Source organism: Agrobacterium sp. B1(2019) (genome assembly GCF_008274755.1).
GTDB lineage: Bacteria > Pseudomonadota > Alphaproteobacteria > Rhizobiales > Rhizobiaceae > Agrobacterium > Agrobacterium salinitolerans.
The window spans coordinates 767,035-788,787 of record NZ_VTPB01000001.1; the positions used below are offsets into that span (position 1 = coordinate 767,035).

The window sequence follows — 21,753 nt, forward strand, 5'->3', positions numbered from 1 at the left end:
GAATGAACCATGTCGCTTCGGCTCGCCACCTTCAATATCGAAAACCTTCTCACCCGTTTCGATTTCACCGGTTTTCGCAACCAGACGCGGCGCGACAGGGCGATCCAGCTCTTCGATATCAGGGACGAGGCCACCTATCAGGCGTTGGAAAGCGCGCGCATGGTGTCTTCCACCGATGATACCCGCCAGCTTTCAGCGCTCGCCATTGCGGATGCGGATGCCGATATCCTTTGCCTGCAGGAAGTCGACAATATGGCGGCGTTGCAGGCCTTTGAATATGGTTATCTCTACCGCATGGTCGGTAATGGCTACCTGCAGAAATATCTGGTTGAGGGCAATGACGGCCGTGGCATCGATGTCGCCGTCGTCATGCGCGAGGAGACGCGCGACGGTGACAGGATCGAGGTGGTCGATATCAAGAGCCATGCCGCGCTCACCTATCGCAATCTCGATCTTTTCAATTCCGCGCTTGCCGCCACAAACCAGATCGATGACAAGATTTTCAAACGGGATTGCCTGGAAATCGATCTGCGGATCGGCGGCAAGCCGCTGACGCTTTACGTCACGCATTTTAAATCCATGACCAATGCCCGCGATGCGGTCGACGCCCGCATCGCCACAATGCCGATCCGTGAGGCGGAGGCCATGGCCGTGCGCCGTATCATTGAAAACCGCTGGGGTGTGGGCAATTCCCGCAACAAGAATTTCGCGATCTGCGGCGATATGAATGATTATCAAGAGCGTGTCGCGATTTCCGGCGACAGGCGCAGTGGCTACAGCTTCGAGCCTGTCGAGGAGGAGCGCAGCGCGCTCGATATCTTCACCGCCGATGGTTTCGTGGTCAATCCGATGACGCGCCGTGACGTCATGGATCGCTGGACGCTCTACCATTCACGCGGGCCGCAGGAGCAGCATCTGTGCCAGCTCGACTATATCTGGCTGTCCCCGCGTCTGGCGGAGACGAACGCCACACATGTTCCCGACATCATTCGCAATGGACAGCCTTTCCGGACGATATTCCCGCCGGGACAAGAGGTCGAACGTTATCCCCGCACCGGCTGGGATCGCCCGAAGGCTTCCGATCATTGCCCCGTGGTCATGACGCTGGATTTGATCTAGGCGATGCTCCTAGCCGTTCGCGACCTTTGGGAAATAGGTTGCCCAGACCCGGTTACGGCCCGCACGCTTGGCTTCGTAAAGCCGGTCGTCGGCGATGGCGATCAACTCGTCCCAACTGTTGATCGTGCGTGCCTCCTGCCAGACCACGCCGAAACTTGCCGTCAGTGAGAGGCCGCTTTGCGCGTCGATGGTCTGGGCTTCGATCAGGCGGCGAAGGCGGTCGGCCGTCGCCGTCGCCGTGGCGTGGCTGACATTCTGCAACACGACGACGAATTCCTCGCCGCCATATCTGGCAAGAATATCATCCTTGCGCAAGGCGCTGCGCAACAGGCCCGCGGTCTTCTGAAGCGCGATGTCACCCATGGCATGACCAAAACGGTCGTTGATTGATTTGAAGTGGTCGATATCGACAATCATCACGCCGAGCGACTGACATTGCTCCTCGCCCGTCAAAATGGAGCGAACCGCCTTTTCGAGTGCGCGGCGGTTAAAAACGCCAGTCAGGGCATCGGTTTCGGAAAGTGTGCGCAGCTGTTCGGCCAGCGCACGCTGCTGGTTTTCCATTTCGCCCTTCTGGCGAAGCTGTTCGCGCAGGAAATCCAGTTCCTCGAACATCTTCTTCACTTCCGGAGCAACCCTGTCCTCATGATTGCCCTCGGAAAGATCACCACCGGCGATGGCAGCGATCTGCGCCTGGACGGATTGCATCGGCCGGAACAGCGCGGTTTTGTAAACCGATGTCAGCCGCAATAGCACCAGCACAGCAATGCCAGCGAGAAAGAGCGACGCTCCGCCGTAGATCAGGGCCTCGTGCTTTTTCCTTTCGATCCGCGCGCGCGTTTCGGACAGAATGAGGTCACGCAACGTGTCGGACGACCGCATGCCTGCAATATAGTTTCTGGAGAATTCAAGAGCGCTTGGCTGGGCGGATGGCACGGCCATCACGATCGTGTTCTGCGCGTAAAGCAAAGCCTGACTGAAATATTGGGTTTCAAGATCGCGCAATGCCGCGTCCAGTCGCGGCGTCGACAGATAGGCGGCGGTATAATTGGTCAGCGATGCTTTCAGCGACAGCAGGCTCTGCATCTCGGTGTCGAACTTGGCGCGATAACGGAGCTTTTCCTGCCTGTTCGCCTTGAGACTCATGATGACATAAGAGCCGAGGCGGCCGATCCGGTCCCGCATCACACCCGCCGTACCCGTCAGTGCGATGTCGATCGCCACATCGGGCGTCGCCTTGATGATGGCGCGTGCGGCCCTGCCGCGCAGCAGATTGACGCTGTCCGCCGCCCTGAACATCGATGAAATCGCGTTGGACATCGCGCCGTTGTTGCGTACGTCAGGGGAGAGCGCGGCAACCTGATCGACCAGTTCTCGCGATTGTTCGAGAGCCTGGCGGGTTTCAGCAAGTGACTTCGCCAGTTCGGGCTGCGTTCTGATATCTTCGGTGAAGGATTTCTCCAGCTCCGACAGCTTGTCGTCCGTTGCCTTGCGCGCGGTCGCAAGCCCTTCGATCAGTCCCTCATCCGGCACGGATGCGCCCATCAGATTATTGGCGGGGCCTCGCTCTGCCGATACCAGCCATGCCGACTGGAGAGCGGTTTCAAAGCGGGTGAGCTGCGCGGCATTGGTGCGATAACGTATATAATTGTAGACGCTGGGCAGCGCGGCAAGGGTTGCCAGCAGGATTGAGCTTACGGCGATGATGATCGTGCCTGTCAGCTGGATTTTCTGTATGCTCGCGCGCATATGATGCGTTGTTCTCACTGGAATGGTCATGTTTCATCGCCATTTTAGTGACGCTGCGTAAATACTTCGCTTATTTTCCGGGCCTTTTGCCACAATCGCGATCATGCAAACAGACCGGCTGGCAACGGTGTGGAAAAGCGGCCTGTCGATGCCATGGCGTCAGTTTTTGCTTTACACCAAGTCAGAATCTGATAGTTGGCAAGGCACTGGCTTGCCCTTGTAGCTCAGTTGGTAGAGCACCTGATTTGTAATCAGGGGGTCGCGGGTTCGAACCCTGCCGGGGGCACCAGTCACTATATCATTGAAATCGTTGCAATTTTACGCAAAATCCGTTGACGGAGTGGCGGCGAAAACCCTGTGAATCAATCACAGATCAATCACGACGGCGGAAAACTAGTGATTCACAGTGCTCGTCAACAGATTTTGATCACGCGTTCGTGATCGGTTTTCAACAAAGTCAATGATCCATCCAGTGCACGACACGACCTTGACTTCCAGCTGTAACTAGAACAAAACAGGAACAAATTCCTATCGGGTCGGAGGCTGTGATGAAACATCGTCGAGGTATCGATCTTGTGACTGATGTCTCTGACGCAGGACAGCTGATCTATACGACACTTGGCGCACTGCCACAGTGGTACACGTTAGGCTGCAGATGCAGGAAATGCGGGCATCACGCAATGTTGGATAGGTGGGAGCTATCCCGACGGTTCGGCAAAGGCGTCTACATTAGTAGCCTCGGATCGTACGTAAGTTGTTCCAAGTGCCGCACTCGCGGTGACGCAGAATGGCTGATCGGGAAAATTCTTAGAGATTGAGTGCTCCGGAACGGTCAGGAACCGGAGCACTCTCGGTGTACTCTCGGGCACTGTCCATGCGGTTTTGAACCACATCTCATTTTTATCGACCGCAGGACAAAGGTGCGGTCGTCGGACAGCGTAAAAGCCTGCCCCCGTCCCCTAGGGATAGTAATATCATTCGTCGTCAGCTTGCTCACGTCAAACCGCCGCCGAAAATATGACCTATAAGACATATTCGGCAACAAATATGAACTTTACGACATATTTCTCAGCAACCTATCACGCTGTGCCCGCAACCTATTTTAATTTATTTTAGGTTGCCGTAGACTCCCTAGAACGTTGACTGCGCCAGGTAGGACGAAGCCGGAGATATTGTTGACATGTCGGACAATAAGCCCGCGATGATCACCGGACTGATCGATGACTGGAAGCTGCGGTCGGCCGAGGTGAAAGTCCACTTGCGATTGAAATATCTGCCACTCGATTTTGATTTCGGCCAGATCGATGAATGTGAGCGCTATCTCGAAATGTCGGATGATCAGCAACGCGCGTTTGTCTCAGACATGAATAATGAGGAATATGAATTTTGGAATGCTCTGGAGACGTCGAGAGCGCTCTATGTGAATCCACTCGACAAGCAAGATGGCTCCATCACTGAGGCTAAGGTCGCGGCACATCCTAAGCGATACGGATGGAAGCTCTGATGTACAGTTTTCGAGACCGTTCAAAAAAAGCACAAAAATATCGTGTCCGCCAAATGTCCGCGAATATCGCGATATCTGGTCGCGATATGAGAGATGAAGACATCCTGCACCTGGAAACCTGGATCGATGAAGGAGTTTCTCAAGACGAGGTCGCTCGACGACTGATCGTCCGGCACATCGGCGGCGACACGACTGCTGAGAAGGTTGAGAATCTGCGCAGGTATTACAAGATCAAGCGGTCGAGTGGATATCCTGAGCAACTCGCTGACGCTCTCAATCGGATCGAGGGCATCGAAGGCGACGAGACCCTGAGCCTAATCGCTGATCTGTTGCGTAAGAGCATACTGACGCCCGATGAAGCCAATGCTTTTACGCTGATGCACGTGCGAGAGAAGTCACGATGACACTCATCGCTGAAACGTAACGGATCAGCGGCAACATCGGAAAATTGCCCCTGGATTGCTACAAGTCATTGAAAAGGTACCGAAAAATCGTCTGATCTGTAAAGTTTTAATGTTGACAAGCGACTCCTGTTAACTCCTGGTACCGGACATTCTCATCACGAGCTTTCGACAGGAGATATCCATGACCCAGCATCGTTCGGTTCCGTGCCCAGCAACGTCCGTCGCAATGCAGACCGGAGCAATTTTCGTGGGTCTGGCAGCAGGTGCTGTCAACGCGCATATGTCTGGGATCGCTGCAGCCCGGGCGGCTCGTGAAGAACGTGCATCTCATATGTTGGCTCAACAGCTGTCGGATGCGGTCGGAGCCGCGCACGACTGGGCTGAGTACGCAAAAAGGCTGATCCTGGAAAATGAGCGTTTGAAGGGTGAAAACGAACGCCTGAGGGCTGTCGCAGCTCAGCGTCGCGGTGTCATCGAGCGTATGAGGTCAGCAGCATGATCAAAGAAGTCATCATGTCGCCCGCCATGGCGCTCTATCATTGGCGCGTAAATCGGATGAGCATCCGCAATGTGCTGAGTCAGACAGGATTCCGCTCCATCGGTGAGCTTTACGAAGCTTATCATGAAGAACTGGAGAGCACCGAAATGTCTATGCAGGACCACATGATGACGCCTGAAGACCATCAACGTGAGGAAGACGTCGACGCCGTATGGTTAGAGTTCGGCGATTATCTTCGTGAAATGGTGCCGCCTGCGGAATACGATGATGAGATCGAGCGTCTGCTTCCGCTCGTAATTGCGACCCGGCAAATTGAAGCGTCTGCCAGGTCACGACCTTTTCGTGATGACGTAAAGCGCCGTAAAGCGCAGGCATTGCACTGATCAGTTGACGTACGCAGGTGGCCGTTCGAGGCAACCATTTCTGAAAGCTGCGATCCGATCCGAAAGAACCGGATCGGATTCTCTCTTTTTGGTCTGACCAACAGAGGGCACGCCAAAAATTGCATCCTCGCGACCAGCCATTGCATCGGCGATTTTCCGCTCTGACTTTTCCGACGCCAGGATTTTGATCTGGTCATCCGTTAGGTGGACTTCCAGCCAATCAATCTGATCAGGCGTCAGGCGTGTCAACGGAATCGTGTCACGGTGCTCCGGCAAAGCCTGGGCCCATGCCATCGCAACACGCTCCGGTGACGACAGGATATAATCAGCAGCTTTCTGCTGATCTACAGCTCTGTCCTGCACATACTTAGCTTCGTCTACATCCGGCAGATCGAGCTTCTGCGGAGGCATCACAGTGCCACCGCCACCTCCGCCTGGCAGAAGGCCTAGAAATTTCTGCCAGCACCACTCGAATCCCTTTAATCCACCCTCGGCCAGCCGTGCCATGGCCATCAGTATGGCCATAAAAAATGCTCTCATTTCCATCATCTCCCTTGTCTAATGAGGATGAAGGAATAGTGGTCGTCTTCAAAGCATTCCACAAATCACGCCGACGGAAATTACACACCTGAGAAAATATTACGTTGACTATATAAGGTATTTTCTCTTTGGTGTATTTTCTAAACACACATCAACACTTGCGCCGAAGGAAATTGCGCAAAACCATATCTCTGTCGGGATCATCCGGCAGGGAGATTATTATGGGAAGATTTAGATCATTCACTGTTCGGCCACCAAAGCCGACATTCACGAAACGCGGAATCGAAATCTGGACCACACAGCTGGTCAACACTTTTGGCGACCGCAACACGCGCCGAGACCGTGCTGCTGAATGGCTCGATGTCAGCCGCAGGACAATCGATGCTTGGTGCTCTGCGAGCGATCCTCGTGTCATCTCGGCGGAATTGTTGATGGAACTGGCGGTCGGCGCAACCATCTATCAGGCACCGCTTCTGGAAGCTGACATGATCTACGACGTCGTCAATGGAGACGGCGAGATCGTCACTACACAGAAAGACATCGGGCTCGCGGCATATGTTGCAGACCTGAGAGGCCACCAGGTACTCCGTCGAGCCGGTCGACCTCTGCAGATGACGGAAGAACAGCATGTCCGGTCACGCCTGCGCCGCATCATCGCATCCGGCCACCTGGCTCTGTCGCAGCTTTCGGGCTGGCTGTGTCGTGATGATTATGGTGTCGTCGACCGCATTGTAGAACTGCGGAGCCGCAAATATCCTAACGTGCACGATTTTGCGATTGATCGGATCGACCGCGAAATTAAGCACGGATACGACGAGAGCTGGGAATGGGTAGGAGCTGCACCATGAGAAAATCCATTCCAATGACCGGCTCATCCACAGTCGTCAACGCTGATCCCGACCTGGAAAAATTCCGCGCATCGCTCAACCGGGTCTGGGAAAAAACGCTTGCATCAAGAAAAGTGAGAATCCTGAATGACGGTGCTTTCATCCGAAGGGATAGAACCAGCATCGTACCGATCAGCCAGCAGACATCAGCAGCGATTGAAGAATTCCGTCAGGAGTTGAATACCATTGCCACCCCTGCGGTACCGGCACCGGTCAAAGCCTCATCGGCTCCTCCACCCCGCCGAGCGCCACCGCCCAGGCCAGCATTCAAGAGGCCGACCGCATTACAGAAATGAGAAAGAGGCTCCGGAAACGGAGCCTTTTTCGACGGCGGCAGAAAAATGCATGGTCTGAAATTTTTGCCCTTAGCAAGGTGGGGTCGGGCTTCTAAATGGGCTGTACCCGAAACGTAAAGAGTAAGAGGTACAGCATGAATACGAAGCCGAAAAAGACCACGAAGACGACCAAAGCAGAAAAGCTTGCTCAGCAGGATGCCGCACGACAGGCTCATTTTCGAGAGATCGAAGGACAGATGAGCAATCTGCTCTCGGCGCTGTATGACGAGATCGGCAGCAGAAGAAAGAAGCCGTCGGCAAATGCCCGCGACAAATAAAGTCGCTTAAATTTCCATCGGCGGAATTATTGTGTAATTTTTCAAGAAAAATTGGTTGGCCAGAGAAGTGATTTCAATCACTATATTTCTGTCACTAAATAATTTTTGTGTAATTTCCGCCGATGGCCAAATATTTAATTATCAGCAAACGAGCTGATGACCGGCAAGAAAAAGATGAAGCCGGACAACATTAGAGAAGAAGGAAATTTAAAATGGAAAGAAAATCGCTATTATCGACAGCAACTACGTCCAGGCAGTCGCAGACACAGTTGAGCAGGCTGTAGCTATCTACGCCGATGGTGTCAGCAAGCCATGGAGCCTGGAGGTGCCTCAAACTGAAAATGACATCGAAGTTTACGGGATGACGGTTTGGGAAATCCCTGCAGACATCGCTGAAGACATTCACGGCGAAGCCACTGATCTCGTCTTCGAGCACGGTGAGCGAGTTGGCAATATAGACATCTATCTCGATGCAGCCGCCTGATTATTCCTGAACAACCCCAAACCCCGGCCTAATAATCGGGGTTTTGCTATTCTACCTCAACGATTTTGCCGATGGCTTTATTCTCGCTGGAGCACCGCTCACCCCATTTCATGGCTTCGTCCGTGAAAGCGAATGCCTTCTTCAAAGTGACGGTCTGGTGTCGATATATAGGCTTATCGCTGTCGCAGTCGATTAAAGATTTAGGAACCTTCGGCCTTATAACGACGACCTTCTCTATCACCTTCGATTCACTTGCGGGCAGGCTGCATCCGGCCAGCACCACAATCAACATCACGAATGCCGCAGCCGTCATCGCCCGAGCAAGCACCGTCCATACTTGTTCTGAGAACCCCTTCATGGCTTTCCTCCGAACCTCTTTAAGAAGGGTTTCGCCACCGCATCCGGAAACCTGGACTATCAGTGATGGTACGGGCGTCATCGCAATGGCGGATGAGGTGCTGTAGGTAAGGCGGCCTGTCCACAATCGAACAGCATGAAGGTGTTGAAATCCGGGACTTTCGAGTGGTTTTCTTTGCTCGGTTGCGTCTGGAGGGGTGACCTGACGAAATGATCCCACTATTCATTGGTGATGTCAGGAGCCAGTGTTTCAGCATTCCTGATTTGAGAATTGGTGGGGATGTGAATTGAACGCTTTTGAAATCGAAGAAGCCATATCATCATTGGCAGAACAGCCATTTGATGCTTCAGATTTTCCGTTTCTCTTCCTCCAGGCATTTGGCGCGAAGGAAACCACTCTTCGGCGGCTTAGAAGCGGCGACACCAATAAGTCGGATATCGGCGGTGTCCTGCAAACGACCAATATCCATATCAAGGTAGCCGCTACTGGAGCCGTTACCGACGCACTGAAAGACCTAAAATCCAGCCCCGCCACGTCACGAGCCAAGGCCAAATTCATCCTTGCCACCGACGGCCTTGATTTCCAGGCTGAAGACTTGAACACGGGCGAGGTGATCGTCTGCGAGTATCGGAAGTTTCCGGAGTTTTTTGGCTTTTTCCTGCCTCTGGCGGGGATTTCCACAGTCAAGCAAATCCGCGAAAGCAGCTTCGATATCAAGGCTACTGGACGTCTGAACCGCCTTTACGTCGAACTTCAAAAGGACAATCCGGAGTGGAGCACGTCAGCGCGTCGTCACGAGATGAACCACTTCATGGCGCGTCTAATTTTCTGCTTCTTTGCCGAAGACACCGACATCTTCATGAAAGAGACCCTGTTCACTGCCACGGTCGAGCAGATGAGCAGCAAGGACTCCTCCGATACGCACGTCGTGATCGAGGCCATCTTCAAGGCGATGAACACCCGTTCAGAGGATCGCGCTTCAGCTGGCATTCCGCGTTGGGCGAACGTCTTCCCGTACGTGAATGGTGGGCTGTTTTCTGGTTCGACCGATGTCCCGGTTTTCAGCAAGATCGCACGTACCTATCTGCTGCATATCGGCGGTCTCGACTGGAAGAAGATCAATCCGGACATCTTCGGCTCCATGATCCAGGCTGTTGCTGACGACGACGAGCGTGGCTCGCTCGGCATGCATTACACGAGCGTGCCGAACATCCTGAAGGTCCTGAACCCGCTGTTTCTCGATGACCTTCGCGAGAAACTGGAGGAGGCGGGAGACAATCCCCGGAAGCTGCTCAATCTCCGGAGCAGGATGTCCAAGATTCGCGTCTTCGACCCGGCCTGTGGTTCCGGCAATTTCCTCGTTATCGCCTACAAGCAGATGCGTGAGATCGAGGCTGAGATCAACAAGAGGCGAGGGGAGCCTGAGCGTCGGTCGGAAATCCCGCTCACCAATTTCCGAGGTATCGAGCTTCGTGATTTTCCGGCCGAGATCGCTCGTTTGGCGCTGATCATTGCCGAGTATCAGAGTGACGTCCTGTATCGCGGTCAGAAGGAGGCGTTGGCCGAATTCCTGCCGCTGGATTCGAAGAATTGGGTGACCTGCGGCAATGCGCTTGAAATCGATTGGCTCAGTCTTTGCGGTCCGACCGGAACTGGCGTCAAAATTCGCAGCAAGGACCTTTTTGGAACACCTCTCCACCAAGCTGAAATCGATTTCGAAAACGAAGGTGGTGAAACCTACATGTGCGGCAACCCTCCGTACATCGGAAGTTCAAAGCAGACGAAGGAGCAGAAGAATGAATTAGCGAATCTTTTCAATAGAAACGGAGTCAAATTCAAGAATTTAGACTACATTTCGGCGTGGTTTTGGCTCGCGGCGGAATTCTGTCGCCTAACACAGGCGGCTGCTGCATTCGTTACGACAAACTCCATCTGTCAAGGCGAGCAAGTGTTTCTGCTGTGGCCAGCTCTTTTGCGTAAAGATGTCGAAATATTCTTTGCTCAAGCACCCTTTAAATGGGCAAACTTGGCTCAGAACAATGCTGGCGTCACGTGTGTAGTGGTCGGGCTGCGGAGGAAAAATGGAGGCAAGAAATACCTCTTCTTCGAGGACCAAAAGAAGGAGGTGACGAGGCTAAATCCATATTTGCTAGACTTTGACGATGTCTTCATCCCGCGTCATTCTGAATCCATTGCAGGACTTCCTCGGATGTTGAAAGGTAATCAGCCTACCGACGGCGGAAATCTCATATTATCTCCCGAAGAGCGCCGCAATCTGTTGGCCTCATCACCGGACGCGAGCAGGTTCCTACGCCCTCTGTACGGTTCAAAGGAGATTATCGACGGCCTTCAGCGATATTGCATCTGGGTCGAGGATGACGAAGTAGAAGAGGCGAAGGCAACCACGGAACTTGCTGTCCGGTTCGAAAAGGTAAAACAATCGCGCCTTGAAAGTGGGGCGGAGTCGACGCGCAAACGAGCGTTGGATTCCCACAGATTTATTCAAATACAAGAGTACGGCAAAGCCGCTATTGTTGTCCCGGAGGTCTCTTCCGAAAAGCGGGGATATATTCCGTGTGGGTTGATCAAAAGCAACGAGATTGCGACAAATAAACTATTTGCTATTTACGAGCCAAAATTATTTGTGTTTGCAATTTGCTCATCAAGACTACATCGAGTCTGGGTGGAAACTGTTTGTGGTAAATTAGAGGAGCGAATTAGCTATTCGAATGTACTTGGATATAATACTTTTTCGCTTCCGAATTTGACAGAGAAAAACAAAACCGATCTCACGCGCTGTGCGGAAGACATTCTCTTGGCGCGAGAAGCTCACTTTCCAGCGAATATTGCTCACCTCTACGACCCTGAGAAGATGCCCGCCGACCTGAAGGCTGCGCATGATCGGAACGATGAGGTTCTGGAAGCGATCTACATCGGTCGACGCTTCAGGAACGACACCGAGCGCCTGGAAAAGCTGTTCGAACTCTATACCAAAATGACATCCGGAAAACCGACGAAGTCCGGTAACATCAAGATGAAGGCATAAGTCATGAGCAACGAGAAATCCGTCCCGTCCGTCTCTGTCACTTATGCGCAGAACGGCAATTCCACCAAACCGAACGAGCTGGGCATGCGCGTTATGCAGGAGCGCGCCTACGAAAAACGAGGCGAGCAGTACCTGCTGATTAAGTCGCCCCCTGCCTCCGGCAAGAGCCGGGCATTGATGTTCATCGCGCTCGACAAGCTTCACAACCAGGGCGTTCGCAAGGCAATCATCACCGTGCCGGAAAAATCAATCGGGTCGAGCTTCGCGGACGAGCCCCTTTCGAAGTTCGGCTTCTGGACCGATTGGACAGTGGAGCCGAAGTGGAATCTCTGCAATGCACCGGGGTCTGATGGTGGTAAGGCCGAGGCGGTCGGAACGTTCCTCAAGAGTGAGGACCGCATCCTCGTCTGCCCTCATGCGACCTTCCGCAACGCAGTTGAGAAATTCGGTATCGAGGCCTTCGACAACTGTCTGATTGCCATCGACGAGTTCCACCATGTGTCTGCCAACCCCGACAACCGCCTTGGCGCGCAGTTGGCCGAGCTGCTGGCGCGCAACCAGGTTCACGTCGTTGCAATGACCGGCTCCTATTTCCGTGGCGACGCTGAACCCGTCCTGATGCCGAACGATGAGGAAAAGTTCAAAAGCGTCACCTACACCTATTACGAGCAGTTGAACGGCTACAAGCACCTCAAGACCCTAGATATTGGCTACTATTTCTACGCCAACGCGTACTCCGACGACATTCTGAAGGTGCTCAACCCGGACGAGAAGACGATCATCCACATCCCTTCCGTCAATTCCCGGGAAAGCACCAAGGATAAGGTGCGGGAAGTGGAGCACATCATCGAAGAGCTGGGCGAGTGGCAGGGGACCGACCCTGTGACCGGGTTCCAGCTTGTCAAAACACCCTCCGGCCGCATCCTCAAGATCGCTGACCTGGTTGACGACGATGCAAGCAAACGTGACAGGGTGTCGACCGCGCTGAAGGACCCCAGTCAGAAGAACAACCGCGACCATGTCGATATCATCATTGCGCTCGGCATGGCGAAGGAAGGTTTCGACTGGATTTGGTGCGAGCACGCGCTGACGGTGGGCTACAGGTCCAGCCTCACAGAGATTGTCCAGATCATTGGTCGCGCTACCCGTGATGCGCCCGGCAAGTCACGGGCTCGATTCACGAACCTGATCGCTGAACCCGATGCCTCTGAGGCCACGGTCGCGGAAGCAGTCAACGACATGCTGAAAGCCATCGCGGCAAGCTTGCTGATGGAACAGGTGCTCGCTCCGAGGTTCAACTTCACGCCCAAAGCCAAGGCTACAGGTCCGCAGGACGGCTTCGACTATGGAGATGGCGGCTATCAGGAGGACAAGTGCAATGTCGGTTTCAACGCTGACACCGGTGAGTTCCAGATCGAGATAAAGGGTCTGGCGCAGCCGCAGAGCAAGGAAGCCGAGCGTATTTGCCAGGAAGACCTCAATGAAGTCATTGCAGCGTTCGTGCAAGATCGGTCATCGATTGAGCGTGGCCTTTTTGACCATGAATTGGTGCCGCAGGAGCTGACACAGGTCAGGCTTGGAAAAATCATTAAGGAAAAGTACCCGTCTCTGACGGAAGAGGACCAGGAGGCGGTCAGACAGCATGCAGTTGCTGCCCTCAACCTGACTCAGCAGGCGAAGGCGGTTCTCAACCCGAACGAAGAAGCCCCCCAATCCGGGAACACCGCCTTAATCGATGGCGTCCGGAAAATTGCCTTGAGCGTGCTCGAACTAGATATCGACCTGATCGACAGCATCAACCCGTTCGGTGAGGCCTATAAAATCCTCGCGAAAGAGATGAACGAGGAGCGCCTGAAGCAGGTTGAGGCCATCATCACCGGCAAGAAGGTACAGATGACACCCGAGGAGGCTCGCGACCTGGCTCGCCGCGCTCTCAAATTCAAAGCCGAACGGAACCGCTTGCCCTCGCTCACCTCGCCTGATCCCTGGGAACGCCGCATGGCCGAAGGCGTCGCGTTTCTCGCCCGCATGAAGGCGGAGGCCGCCAATGGCTGATTTCACCGATGATGATGATGCGCTCCTTGCAGAACTTGGCGTCGAAGTAGAGGCCAAGCGCACAAGCACCCGCACGGCCGAGGAAGAGCGGATCATCGCTGGTTTCGAGGAAATCCAGCGCTTCTTCGAGACACACAAACGACTACCGCGCCACGGGGAAGCCGTCGATATCTTCGAACGGCTGTATGCGGTGCGGCTAGATCGCATCCGTGAAATCGAAGCATGTCGTTCGATTGTCGAACCAATGGACCATCAGGGACTGCTTGGAGTTCCACCGGTCATGAGCCAGGCCAACATCGACGAAATGGACGACGATGCTCTCTTGGCCGAACTGGGGATAGAAGCGGAGGTTTCAGAAATAACAACGCTTAAGCACGTTCGCTCGGTATCTGAGAAGCGGGCGGCCGAGGAGATCGCAAACCGTGAGCGCTGCGAGGACTTTGACCAGTTCAAGCCGTTGTTTGACCAGGTGCAGGCCGAGCTGAAATCCGGCGTTCGCACGACCCGGCCATTCGTAAAAGATGCTGGTTTCCTGAAGGCTGAGATCACCGCCGGGCAGTTTTTCATTCTCGGTGGCCAGACAGTCTACGTGGCCGAGGTGGGCGAACCTATCAAAGCCCCGAACGGCGAAACAGATGCTCGGCTGCGTGCGATTTACTCCAATGGTACTGAGAGCAACATCTTGCTCCGATCCCTCCAGCGCGCACTCTATAAGGATGAAACTGGTCGAAGGATCACCGAGCCGACGGCGGGTCCGCTGTTTGCCGACGAGACCGACGATGGCGATCTGGCCAGCGGAAAAATCTATGTCCTGCGCAGCAAGTCCGAGAATCCTTTAGTCGCCCAGAACCGTGATCTAATACACAAGATCGGGGTAACGGGCGGTAGTGTCGAGCGCCGGATCGCCAATGCGAAATTCGACGCAACCTTCCTTTTGGCCGACGTCGAGGTCGTTGCCACATACGAGCTTTTCAACATTAATCGAAACAAGCTCGAAAACCTCATACATCGAGTTTTTGGTGCGGCTCGGCTTGATTTGGAGATCAAGGATCGTTTTGGGAAGCCAGTGGTTCCACGCGAGTGGTTCCTGGTTCCGTTGTTCGTGATTGATGAAGCTGTCGAACGGATTCGGGATGGCTCGATCTCTCGTTATCGCTATCGGCCGGATCAGGCTGCTTTGGTTGCTGACGAGTGAAGGTAATGGGCAAATCGACGGAAGCTGGTGTCGGCGGCTATGGACAACAAGCGTGAACTGAGGCGCATCCTCGCTGCAATCAAGGATAAGGCTTGGGAGCGGCAACCGAAGGCAGGCTATCTAAACCGGGCCTTAAATTCTTTGTCCAATCCACCGGCTGTTGGGGTATTGAATGCCCTGACGGTATTGGGACTCGTCATCGGCTTGCTAGCGTATTGGTCTGACCTGAGCAGCCAAAGGGAAGCGCGGACCTTCAACGCGTGGCAGCTTCTTGCAATGAAGCAAGCTGGTGGTTTCGGCAGGCGTGAGGCCATCGAGTTTCTGAATGTGCAGGATTGCTTTGGTGGGGGCGCGGGTCAACTAACGGACCTTTTGTACCAGACTGCAGGAGCCGATTACACGCCGAGATGTTGGTTAGGATGGGATGGCTCTGAACTTCTTACCGATAGCACCGGTAACCAAATTGGCCTTAGTGGCTTAAAGCTGACGGATGATCCAGGACAGGTCGGGGTCCAGCTACCCTACCTCCGCTTTGTTCGAGGACGAATTTCTGCGTCCGAACTGGCATTCACAAATCTAGGAGACTCGGTTCTCGATGGAAGTTACTTGTACAACGTGAATCTCAGCTACTCAAATTTTGCGTATGCGTCGATGCGCAACATGTATAACCAAATTACCCGTTTTGATTGCGCGACATTCCTTGGCGTTCAAACACGCGGCTCCTCATTCGTTAGTTCGAGTTTTGAGAATATCACCGGCCAGTATGCTGTATTTGACTCCACCTTTTTCGAAGGAGCCAGCTTCAAAGATGCTGGCTTGCAGGGTTCCTCATTTGACGAGGCTTCTCTTCAAAGCACCTCATTTGAAGGCGCTCGCCTCAGCGATGCGAGTCTGAGAAATACGACTTTTTTTGAGAAGGTAAGTTTTGCCCGTGCCGATCTAGAGGGTGCAACCATCGTGTCGGGCTCCGACGAATATGCACATTTGTCGGATGAAGGGCGGGCGGAATTCTTCGCTGCCGAGTTGGATTTCACGGATGCTTTTGTCGGTGGCGCAACCATAAGCATTCAAAACGAACATGTCTCCGCTAAATTTGATGGCGCATGGACGTGTGAAGGCCAAAAAGCAAACGTCACCATCAATGGCAAAGTGGCTCCGATAGCGGTCAAGCCCTGTGGTCAGGAGACCCCGAAATCCGCCCAGCCGCATAATCAATGCGATCAAGGCAACGCCGTCTTACCCCATCGAGACTACTAGACGGAGAGCGGAAACCCTGTTCCAAGCTCTACCAGAGCAACCATTCACGAGGAGAGGCCAATGGCAGCGGAAGGCATCTGGGGCAACCCCGCAATGATCGTCTCAATCTGCAGCGTGGTTCTCGCCGGTATCGCCGCCTTGGGACCGATACATGTCTATCTAACGCAGAAGAAGCGTGAGAACCTGAAGGCCGTCACCTCGCTACATGACAAATGGTGGTCAACCGAGTTCGCCGCTTTTCGAGCCGTGGTCTGGGAGCAGTTAGAAATATGGCAGTCAATGGAAGATGACCGTCAGAACAGCCCCGTTATTCTCAATTATTCGAGGCGTGGTGAGCGATGGGGCTTGCGGGACGACCGCCAGATCGCCCATACACGTGTCCTGTTCTTCTTTTGCGATGTCAGCGTAATGTTACGCCGCAAGCTGATTGACGAAGACTTGGCGTTCGAAATGCTGGGGGTTCACCAATACCACTGGTATCGGGAGTATTTTGCGGCAATTCGGGCGGCTGCAAGAGAAGCGACGGCGGAGGAAAATCCGCCGTTCTTTGTCCATGAACTTGCATGGTTCGACAGTCGCTACGTGAAATGGAAGCTTGACGCTGGAAGCAGGTTCAAGGGGTACAATGTCGAAGGCCGCCAGACTTCAACATGAAATCATTTATTGACGTCCGCCTGTACGGCCACACACCTGCTCCGACTGATTTTTACCGGATTGTTTACCGATAATGGTAGCATCCTGAGATTATCTGGAGCTGCCGATGGCTGAAACGACAATTGAATGGACCGATGCGACCTGGAATCCGGTGGCAGGCTGCTCCATCATGAGCGCTGGCTGCACCAATTGCTATGCCATGCGAATGGCAGCTCGGCTAGAAGCCATGGGTGTCGACAAGTATCGCGGCCTGACGCGCAAAAGCGGTGGCAGGCCGAAGTGGACGGGTGCGCTTTACCTTGATGAAAGTGCCCTACAAATTCCCACGACATGGTCTCGCCCGAGGAATGTGTTTGTCAACTCGATGTCAGACCTCTTCCATCCGGACATTCCCACCGACTTCGTGCGAAAGGTGTGGCGGGTTATGGCGGATACTCCCCGCCACACCTACCAAATCCTGACAAAACGTCCTGACAGAATGGCGGAGATTTTGCAGGCGGGATTCCCTGTGCTCTCCAATGTCTGGCTGGGAGCCAGCGTCGAGGACGGGCGTGTTCTGCATCGGCTCGATGAGCTGAGGCAGGTCCCTGCGGCTGTCCGGTTCGTTTCCTTCGAACCTCTCATAGGTTCGGTATCCGGTGGCAATCTCGCCGGAATTCAGTGGGCAATCGTCGGTGGCGAATCGGGCCCTAAGGCGCGACCGATGGAACCGGCGTGGATCGACGAAATTTTCGACATGTGCACGGACTCCGACACTGCCTTCTTCTTTAAACAATGGGGCGGCCTCAATAAGAAGAAGACGGGGCGCTCTTATCGCGGGAGAACCTGGGACAACATGCCTGCGGTCGCGGCCTAAGCCCGTTTGATTTGATCGGCGTCGCCGGGCTTATGACGCCTCGATCCGTTCATGCGCCAGGTGTTCTTGATCTCTCCTGCCTTGGCCAACTCCACACAAATGTCTTTGGCATCGGTTTTCCTCACCATGAACCGGTCAAGCATTGGCGGCCAAATCTCGGAGAATGGCTTTGGACAGTTCGGCAACTGCTCGCGGAGCCAGTCTTTCGCCTGAAGCTTGATGCTCGCGAATTGCGCGTCGGCAGATATCTCAGCGAAAGAAGCCGCACCCTCTACACCGAACATGTCGGTCTGCCCGGTCTTATTCTCCCTGATCGCTTCACGGGCAGATGCCCGCCTCATACCGTGATCCTTGAGGGCCGCATGTTCAACATCACGATATGCAGCCAGTCCCTCAGCGCTGCGAGTTCCGTACACGATATGGAAATGGGTGCGGTCAGATATCTTCTCAATCGGAGTGCTGAGGACGTACCGAAAACCGCCAGCTAGCCGGAATTGCTCCGAAAAGAGGGTCATAAGACCTTCTTCACGGGGTACTAATGGGTCGAGGCGCTGCTGCCAACCCTGACCAAGAATGCCGTCGAAAGAGGCAAGCGTCTTCGGGTCAGATGAAGCGGTGAACCTGCTGACGAAGTCATACATGAAGTTCAACAGAACTTCGCCCGGGGCGTGGTCGAAGAGAGGCCTGAGCTTGTCAAATTCGTAGCCGGTCCAGCCTGTGGGGTCGATGAAGGTCAGAGCAAATGAGTTCGCCATCGTCCGACGAATCTGATGGACCGCATTCTCGAACTTGCCGTTGAAGGTCTCAACCAAGAAATCGTTTGCCGGATGATGATAGGCCATAACTGCGGGATGCAATTGTGCAAAGGACGCGCCGTTCTCTTCCACAAACAGACATTTGACACGAGCTTTCTTCCCATGGGCGCGAGCTTGCTCTTGAGCATCCTTCAAGACTGCGAGTGCGATCATGAAGGATGAGTCCGAGTGATCGGGCGTTCGAGACTGCCACGGTCCGGAAAAGCCATCGATGTAAGCTAGGTTCCATCCCCCATGAAGTGCCTTCATGGCCAGTGTCTGGAGATACCTACGTAAAATAAAATGCTTTGCTTCAGTCTGTTCACGGCCTTGATAGATGTTCGTCATGGCGAATCCCGGCTGCATATCAACTCAACCTATGACTGATTTCTCATGTCGCCAACTCGCCCAACCGCAAAACCTCACGTTTCTTTAATGATCCGCGCTGATTTCGGTCATCAGTTGGTCGATTTCCGCTTGTCGGGCAACGTACGCCTCGACATCCGTCCGCCGATAGGAACGGATTCTACTGCTTTCCATGGCCCGGAGAACGAGAACTCCGTCCCGTCCGGACATCTGCTTGATCTCTTCGAATGAGCGGAATTCTGGACTTCTCTCGGGGCTCGGATAAGCCGTCAGCATTTTGAAGCCCGAGATGGACCAGGTGCGCCCATGCTCTATTTTCTTGATCGCGATCCTCCTGGCAGCCAGTCGCATACGCTTGCGCCCTCGATATCCGTGAAATCGAGGCCGAAGGCCGAGGCGTGAAACGGTTTGCTCTTGCTGAGCCATAGGTCATTTTCGCGGGAACCGGTCATCACGGCTTTTTAGCTTTGCCGGATCGCGAAGAACCTGGAGCCATTCATGCGCGTAGGTCGCGACTTTGTCGGGATCGAGCGCATTGATCTCGGATTCGAGCCCGTCAGCAACCTGCTCGACCAGCTCCGGTTGGTTTCGAAGGCGACGGTAGATCATGCGGGACATGATCAGGCTAGAAAGCGCGTTGATGTGTTCAGCGTGCAGTGCTGTCATTGATCAATCATACCGGAAATGCTGGGTTCTGAAATCCCATTGGCAGCTAAAGCGCGTTCGCTTCCAACGCCTCATATGATTATTTCCAGGCTCTGATGTCCAATAACATTCATTATTGGACGTCAGAACAGACGCACACTTATTGCGTCCATATATGCCCTTCGAATAGCCATTCAGGAACATCGACATCCTTGCACGCGGGGTGATTAGCAAAAATCTGGCGGACGAAACGAACTGCCCCATATGCTGCGATCATCAGTTCGCGCTGCTGCTGATAATAAGCCTCATCGAAGACATTGTCCTCGATTTTGTGGGCGGGTTTCTGGCGAGCTTTGCGGACGGCCCTGAAACCCTCATTTATGGGCACCATATCCTTTTCGTCTTTGGGCTTAAATTTTGCTGCCAGCCATTCCATCAGCAGCGAAATGGTGCCCTTCATTCGCTTTATTTCTTCGCCGCTGTCCATCTTGCCGTATTCGTAGACCTCGATATCCCCTTCAAAAAACTTGTAGTTCATGTCATCGGACATCAGTTGGTCAAGCCGGAGGCAGAAATCTGAGAACTCCTTTTTGGTGGGGCGGATTAGAAAGCCGAAATGGTCTGGGCGGCGATAGGCCTCGTAGTCGGACTTAAAAAGCCTCGGCTTGCCCATGCGTTCGCTCATGATGTTGATGATCTTCTTCTCTTCGAGGATCGCGTCGAATACCGACACGCCTTCAGGCCATTCCCCGAGAATGGACGACCGGTAGTAATCCGGGTGAAGCTTGAAATCGCCCTGAAGTTCAAATCCAGCCCAATAGGCCTGCTGTTCGGCTGACATGTCATGTAGGTATCGAAGGAAGGCAGCCACATACCGGTTCACCTTCTCATCGAACGCAAAGCCAAACTGGGCATACTCGTGGGTTTCGTTGTCCTTGCCGTCGCGATAGATGGTTCCGGACGTATCATCGACCGAGTATCTGAAGGTAGGATCGTTGCGGTAGCGTTCCAGCACCTCCAAACGAAAGGTCCGAAACTCTAGCTGTGGGGCTCCAAGCTTCAAGGCCGAGGTATAAGGGGCGGTGGGCTCAGGGCTGACGCCTGCCACGTCTACCAAAGCTTTGCGAGTGGGGAACAGGCACCCATATTTGAGCCCCCTGTTTGAGACTTGCTTCACCTGATCAGCGATTGGTCTGGCTGGCAGCAACCGAATATGCGGATTATTGGTTTCTTCGTCGTTGATCAGGTCAACCAGTCCCGCTTCGATCAGTTCTATCAAAGCGGATTTCTCGGCGGGCGCTCGAATCCCGTGCGCTGGCCAGCCATTGAAGTCGTTGGACTCCTGATACTTTTTCAGGACATTGGCCAAGATGGTCGCTGCGTCCACTGTCATCTCCCCTGTCGGCAATAAATATCGCTGAGATAGCATGTTCTAGTCAGTGCGGGATTGCGTTAAAGTTGTGTGGCCGTGACGGTCTTAGTGTTTAACTCAGGTGACGAACCCAGTGGCAAATTTCTTAGACTACAGCGAATTTGAGGGCTTGAAGACTAGTTATTTCGACAACCTTGATGACCGGGACTACCTCTACACCTTAGTTAACACCATCGACTGGCAGTCGCAGGTGCATGCTGTTCGGCTGATGATCTCCCGTAACCGTGAAGCAGGGGAAGCTTTTTCCAAAGCCATTGAAAAGGAAGGCGAGGAGGTCAAAGCTTATCGGGGTCCGCATCATGATCACTGGGTGGATCACCACGTCGATATGATCCACGAATCCGTATATCGCGACGCGGCCGAGAGCATGGCTGCAATCGGTATGATCGCCCCGTTGGTCGAAAGCACGCTTGGCCAGGCTCTTGCTGCACTGGGCGACATGTATGATCGTAAAAACATAAGCCCTGGCAGTCACAAGCGCTGGAAAAGGGCAGGGGATCATCCGGCGCGTTGGAATTGCCAATTCTATTTCAACGACAAGAAGCAAGCGTCGAACAACATCCTACTAGGGCTGCCGCAGCTTGTCGCAGCATGCGGGCTCAACAAGTTTCTTTCCAAGGAGTTTGCGACATGGTTCGAAGCAATGTTCACGTATCGAAACTTCATGTTCCACGGCGGCTTCGAATGGAGCCTTGATCGAAGGGAGTTCTTTGAGACGCAGGTGAAGAACAAGGCCTGGAACCGGTTTTTCAGCTGTTCAACAACCAACGGTCGCCCCTGGATTTATTACATAGAGAACTCGGCTATCGATGCATTGCCCACCATGGTGGAAGACATGCTCGATAGTCTGGGGCGGTTCGTTAAGTCGCTGCCTTTCGAGCTGATATCGGAGCCGTAAGGACTGCTTTCCGTG

The 21,753-nt window shown here is 53.8% G+C and carries 23 protein-coding genes and 1 tRNA gene; 17 read left to right on the forward strand and 7 right to left on the reverse strand.

The window, feature by feature from the left end:
* The first annotated feature begins 9 nt into the window (after positions 1 to 9).
* Positions 10 to 1,119, forward strand: coding sequence for an endonuclease/exonuclease/phosphatase family protein (locus AGR1_RS03690; protein WP_149146222.1), 1,110 nt, complete (start codon positions 10 to 12; stop codon positions 1,117 to 1,119).
* A gap of 9 nt (positions 1,120 to 1,128) precedes the next feature.
* On the opposite strand, the gene AGR1_RS03695 is transcribed toward AGR1_RS03690, so the two are convergent.
* On the reverse strand, positions 1,129 to 2,868 hold the full coding sequence (locus AGR1_RS03695) for a GGDEF domain-containing protein (RefSeq protein ID WP_149146223.1): 1,740 nt from the start codon (positions 2,866 to 2,868) through the stop codon (positions 1,129 to 1,131).
* Positions 2,869 to 3,081: 213 nt separating this feature from the next.
* On the opposite strand from AGR1_RS03695, the gene AGR1_RS03700 reads away from it, so the two are divergent.
* The 5 genes from AGR1_RS03700 (at position 3,082) to AGR1_RS03720 (ending at position 5,658) form a co-directional block, all read left to right on the forward strand.
* A tRNA-Thr gene (locus tag AGR1_RS03700) sits at positions 3,082 to 3,157 on the forward strand.
* Between the two features lie 891 nt (positions 3,158 to 4,048).
* The gene (locus AGR1_RS03705; protein WP_149146224.1) at positions 4,049 to 4,372 is read left to right on the forward strand and encodes a hypothetical protein; all 324 of its coding nucleotides are present in this window, start codon (positions 4,049 to 4,051) and stop codon (positions 4,370 to 4,372) included.
* On the forward strand, positions 4,372 to 4,776 hold the full coding sequence (locus tag AGR1_RS03710) for a hypothetical protein (protein WP_149146225.1): 405 nt from the start codon (positions 4,372 to 4,374) through the stop codon (positions 4,774 to 4,776). Before AGR1_RS03705 ends, AGR1_RS03710 begins: the two co-directional genes overlap by 1 nt.
* A gap of 181 nt (positions 4,777 to 4,957) precedes the next feature.
* Complete coding sequence (locus tag AGR1_RS03715; RefSeq protein WP_149146226.1) at positions 4,958 to 5,275, forward strand: hypothetical protein; 318 nt, start codon at positions 4,958 to 4,960, stop codon at positions 5,273 to 5,275.
* Positions 5,272 to 5,658 carry a hypothetical protein gene (locus tag AGR1_RS03720; RefSeq protein ID WP_149146227.1) on the forward strand — a complete coding sequence of 129 codons (387 nt, stop codon included), beginning with the start codon at positions 5,272 to 5,274 and terminating at the stop codon, positions 5,656 to 5,658. Before AGR1_RS03715 ends, AGR1_RS03720 begins: the two co-directional genes overlap by 4 nt.
* On the opposite strand, the gene AGR1_RS03725 is transcribed toward AGR1_RS03720, so the two are convergent.
* Positions 5,659 to 6,198, reverse strand: coding sequence for a hypothetical protein (locus AGR1_RS03725; protein WP_149146228.1), 540 nt, complete (start codon positions 6,196 to 6,198; stop codon positions 5,659 to 5,661).
* A 221-nt stretch (positions 6,199 to 6,419) separates the two neighbouring features.
* On the opposite strand from AGR1_RS03725, the gene AGR1_RS03730 reads away from it, so the two are divergent.
* The 4 genes from AGR1_RS03730 (at position 6,420) to AGR1_RS29475 (ending at position 8,182) form a co-directional block, all read left to right on the forward strand.
* Entirely contained in the window at positions 6,420 to 7,046 is a 627-nt protein-coding gene (locus AGR1_RS03730) for a hypothetical protein (RefSeq protein ID WP_187772033.1), read from the forward strand.
* On the forward strand, positions 7,043 to 7,381 hold the full coding sequence (locus AGR1_RS03735; RefSeq protein ID WP_149146230.1) for a hypothetical protein: 339 nt from the start codon (positions 7,043 to 7,045) through the stop codon (positions 7,379 to 7,381). Before AGR1_RS03730 ends, AGR1_RS03735 begins: the two co-directional genes overlap by 4 nt.
* A gap of 134 nt (positions 7,382 to 7,515) precedes the next feature.
* Complete coding sequence (locus AGR1_RS03740; RefSeq protein ID WP_149146231.1) at positions 7,516 to 7,698, forward strand: hypothetical protein; 183 nt, start codon at positions 7,516 to 7,518, stop codon at positions 7,696 to 7,698.
* Between the two features lie 325 nt (positions 7,699 to 8,023).
* On the forward strand, positions 8,024 to 8,182 hold the full coding sequence (locus AGR1_RS29475; protein WP_187772034.1) for a hypothetical protein: 159 nt from the start codon (positions 8,024 to 8,026) through the stop codon (positions 8,180 to 8,182).
* A 46-nt stretch (positions 8,183 to 8,228) separates the two neighbouring features.
* Here the strand turns inward: AGR1_RS29475 and AGR1_RS03745 are convergent, their stop codons facing one another.
* Positions 8,229 to 8,540, reverse strand: a complete 312-nt coding sequence (locus AGR1_RS03745) for a hypothetical protein (RefSeq protein WP_149146232.1) — start codon at positions 8,538 to 8,540, stop codon at positions 8,229 to 8,231.
* 286 nt (positions 8,541 to 8,826) lie between these two features.
* Here AGR1_RS03745 and AGR1_RS03750 point away from each other — a divergent pair, with 286 nt between their 5' ends.
* From AGR1_RS03750 to AGR1_RS03775, 6 genes are all read left to right on the forward strand, one after another.
* A complete protein-coding gene (locus AGR1_RS03750) occupies positions 8,827 to 11,586 on the forward strand; it encodes a DNA methyltransferase (protein WP_149146233.1) in 2,760 nt (919 codons plus the stop codon).
* 3 nt (positions 11,587 to 11,589) lie between these two features.
* Positions 11,590 to 13,641 (forward strand): DEAD/DEAH box helicase, encoded by a 2,052-nt coding sequence (locus AGR1_RS03755; protein WP_149146234.1) that lies wholly within the window; start codon positions 11,590 to 11,592, stop codon positions 13,639 to 13,641.
* Complete coding sequence (locus tag AGR1_RS03760; protein ID WP_149146235.1) at positions 13,634 to 14,836, forward strand: GIY-YIG nuclease family protein; 1,203 nt, start codon at positions 13,634 to 13,636, stop codon at positions 14,834 to 14,836. Before AGR1_RS03755 ends, AGR1_RS03760 begins: the two co-directional genes overlap by 8 nt.
* A gap of 39 nt (positions 14,837 to 14,875) precedes the next feature.
* A complete protein-coding gene (locus tag AGR1_RS03765) occupies positions 14,876 to 16,093 on the forward strand; it encodes a pentapeptide repeat-containing protein (protein ID WP_149146236.1) in 1,218 nt (405 codons plus the stop codon).
* A 60-nt stretch (positions 16,094 to 16,153) separates the two neighbouring features.
* On the forward strand, positions 16,154 to 16,747 hold the full coding sequence (locus AGR1_RS03770; RefSeq protein WP_149146237.1) for a hypothetical protein: 594 nt from the start codon (positions 16,154 to 16,156) through the stop codon (positions 16,745 to 16,747).
* A 106-nt stretch (positions 16,748 to 16,853) separates the two neighbouring features.
* Positions 16,854 to 17,603, forward strand: a complete 750-nt coding sequence (locus AGR1_RS03775) for a DUF5131 family protein (protein WP_149146238.1) — start codon at positions 16,854 to 16,856, stop codon at positions 17,601 to 17,603.
* Here AGR1_RS03775 and tcmP read toward each other — a convergent pair.
* The 4 genes from tcmP to AGR1_RS03795 form a co-directional block, all read right to left on the reverse strand.
* On the reverse strand, positions 17,600 to 18,745 hold the full coding sequence (gene tcmP / locus AGR1_RS03780) for a three-Cys-motif partner protein TcmP (RefSeq protein ID WP_187772035.1): 1,146 nt from the start codon (positions 18,743 to 18,745) through the stop codon (positions 17,600 to 17,602). The two genes, AGR1_RS03775 and tcmP, sit on opposite strands and share 4 nt — an antisense overlap.
* 84 nt (positions 18,746 to 18,829) lie before the next feature.
* On the reverse strand, positions 18,830 to 19,114 hold the full coding sequence (locus tag AGR1_RS03785; protein ID WP_149146240.1) for a hypothetical protein: 285 nt from the start codon (positions 19,112 to 19,114) through the stop codon (positions 18,830 to 18,832).
* Between the two features lie 78 nt (positions 19,115 to 19,192).
* Positions 19,193 to 19,429 (reverse strand): hypothetical protein, encoded by a 237-nt coding sequence (locus AGR1_RS03790; RefSeq protein ID WP_149146241.1) that lies wholly within the window; start codon positions 19,427 to 19,429, stop codon positions 19,193 to 19,195.
* Between the two features lie 139 nt (positions 19,430 to 19,568).
* Entirely contained in the window at positions 19,569 to 20,795 is a 1,227-nt protein-coding gene (locus tag AGR1_RS03795; RefSeq protein WP_149146242.1) for an AAA family ATPase, read from the reverse strand.
* 118 nt (positions 20,796 to 20,913) lie between these two features.
* Between AGR1_RS03795 and AGR1_RS03800 the strand changes: the two genes are divergently transcribed.
* Entirely contained in the window at positions 20,914 to 21,738 is an 825-nt protein-coding gene (locus tag AGR1_RS03800) for a hypothetical protein (RefSeq protein ID WP_149146243.1), read from the forward strand.
* Positions 21,739 to 21,753 lie beyond the last annotated feature (15 nt).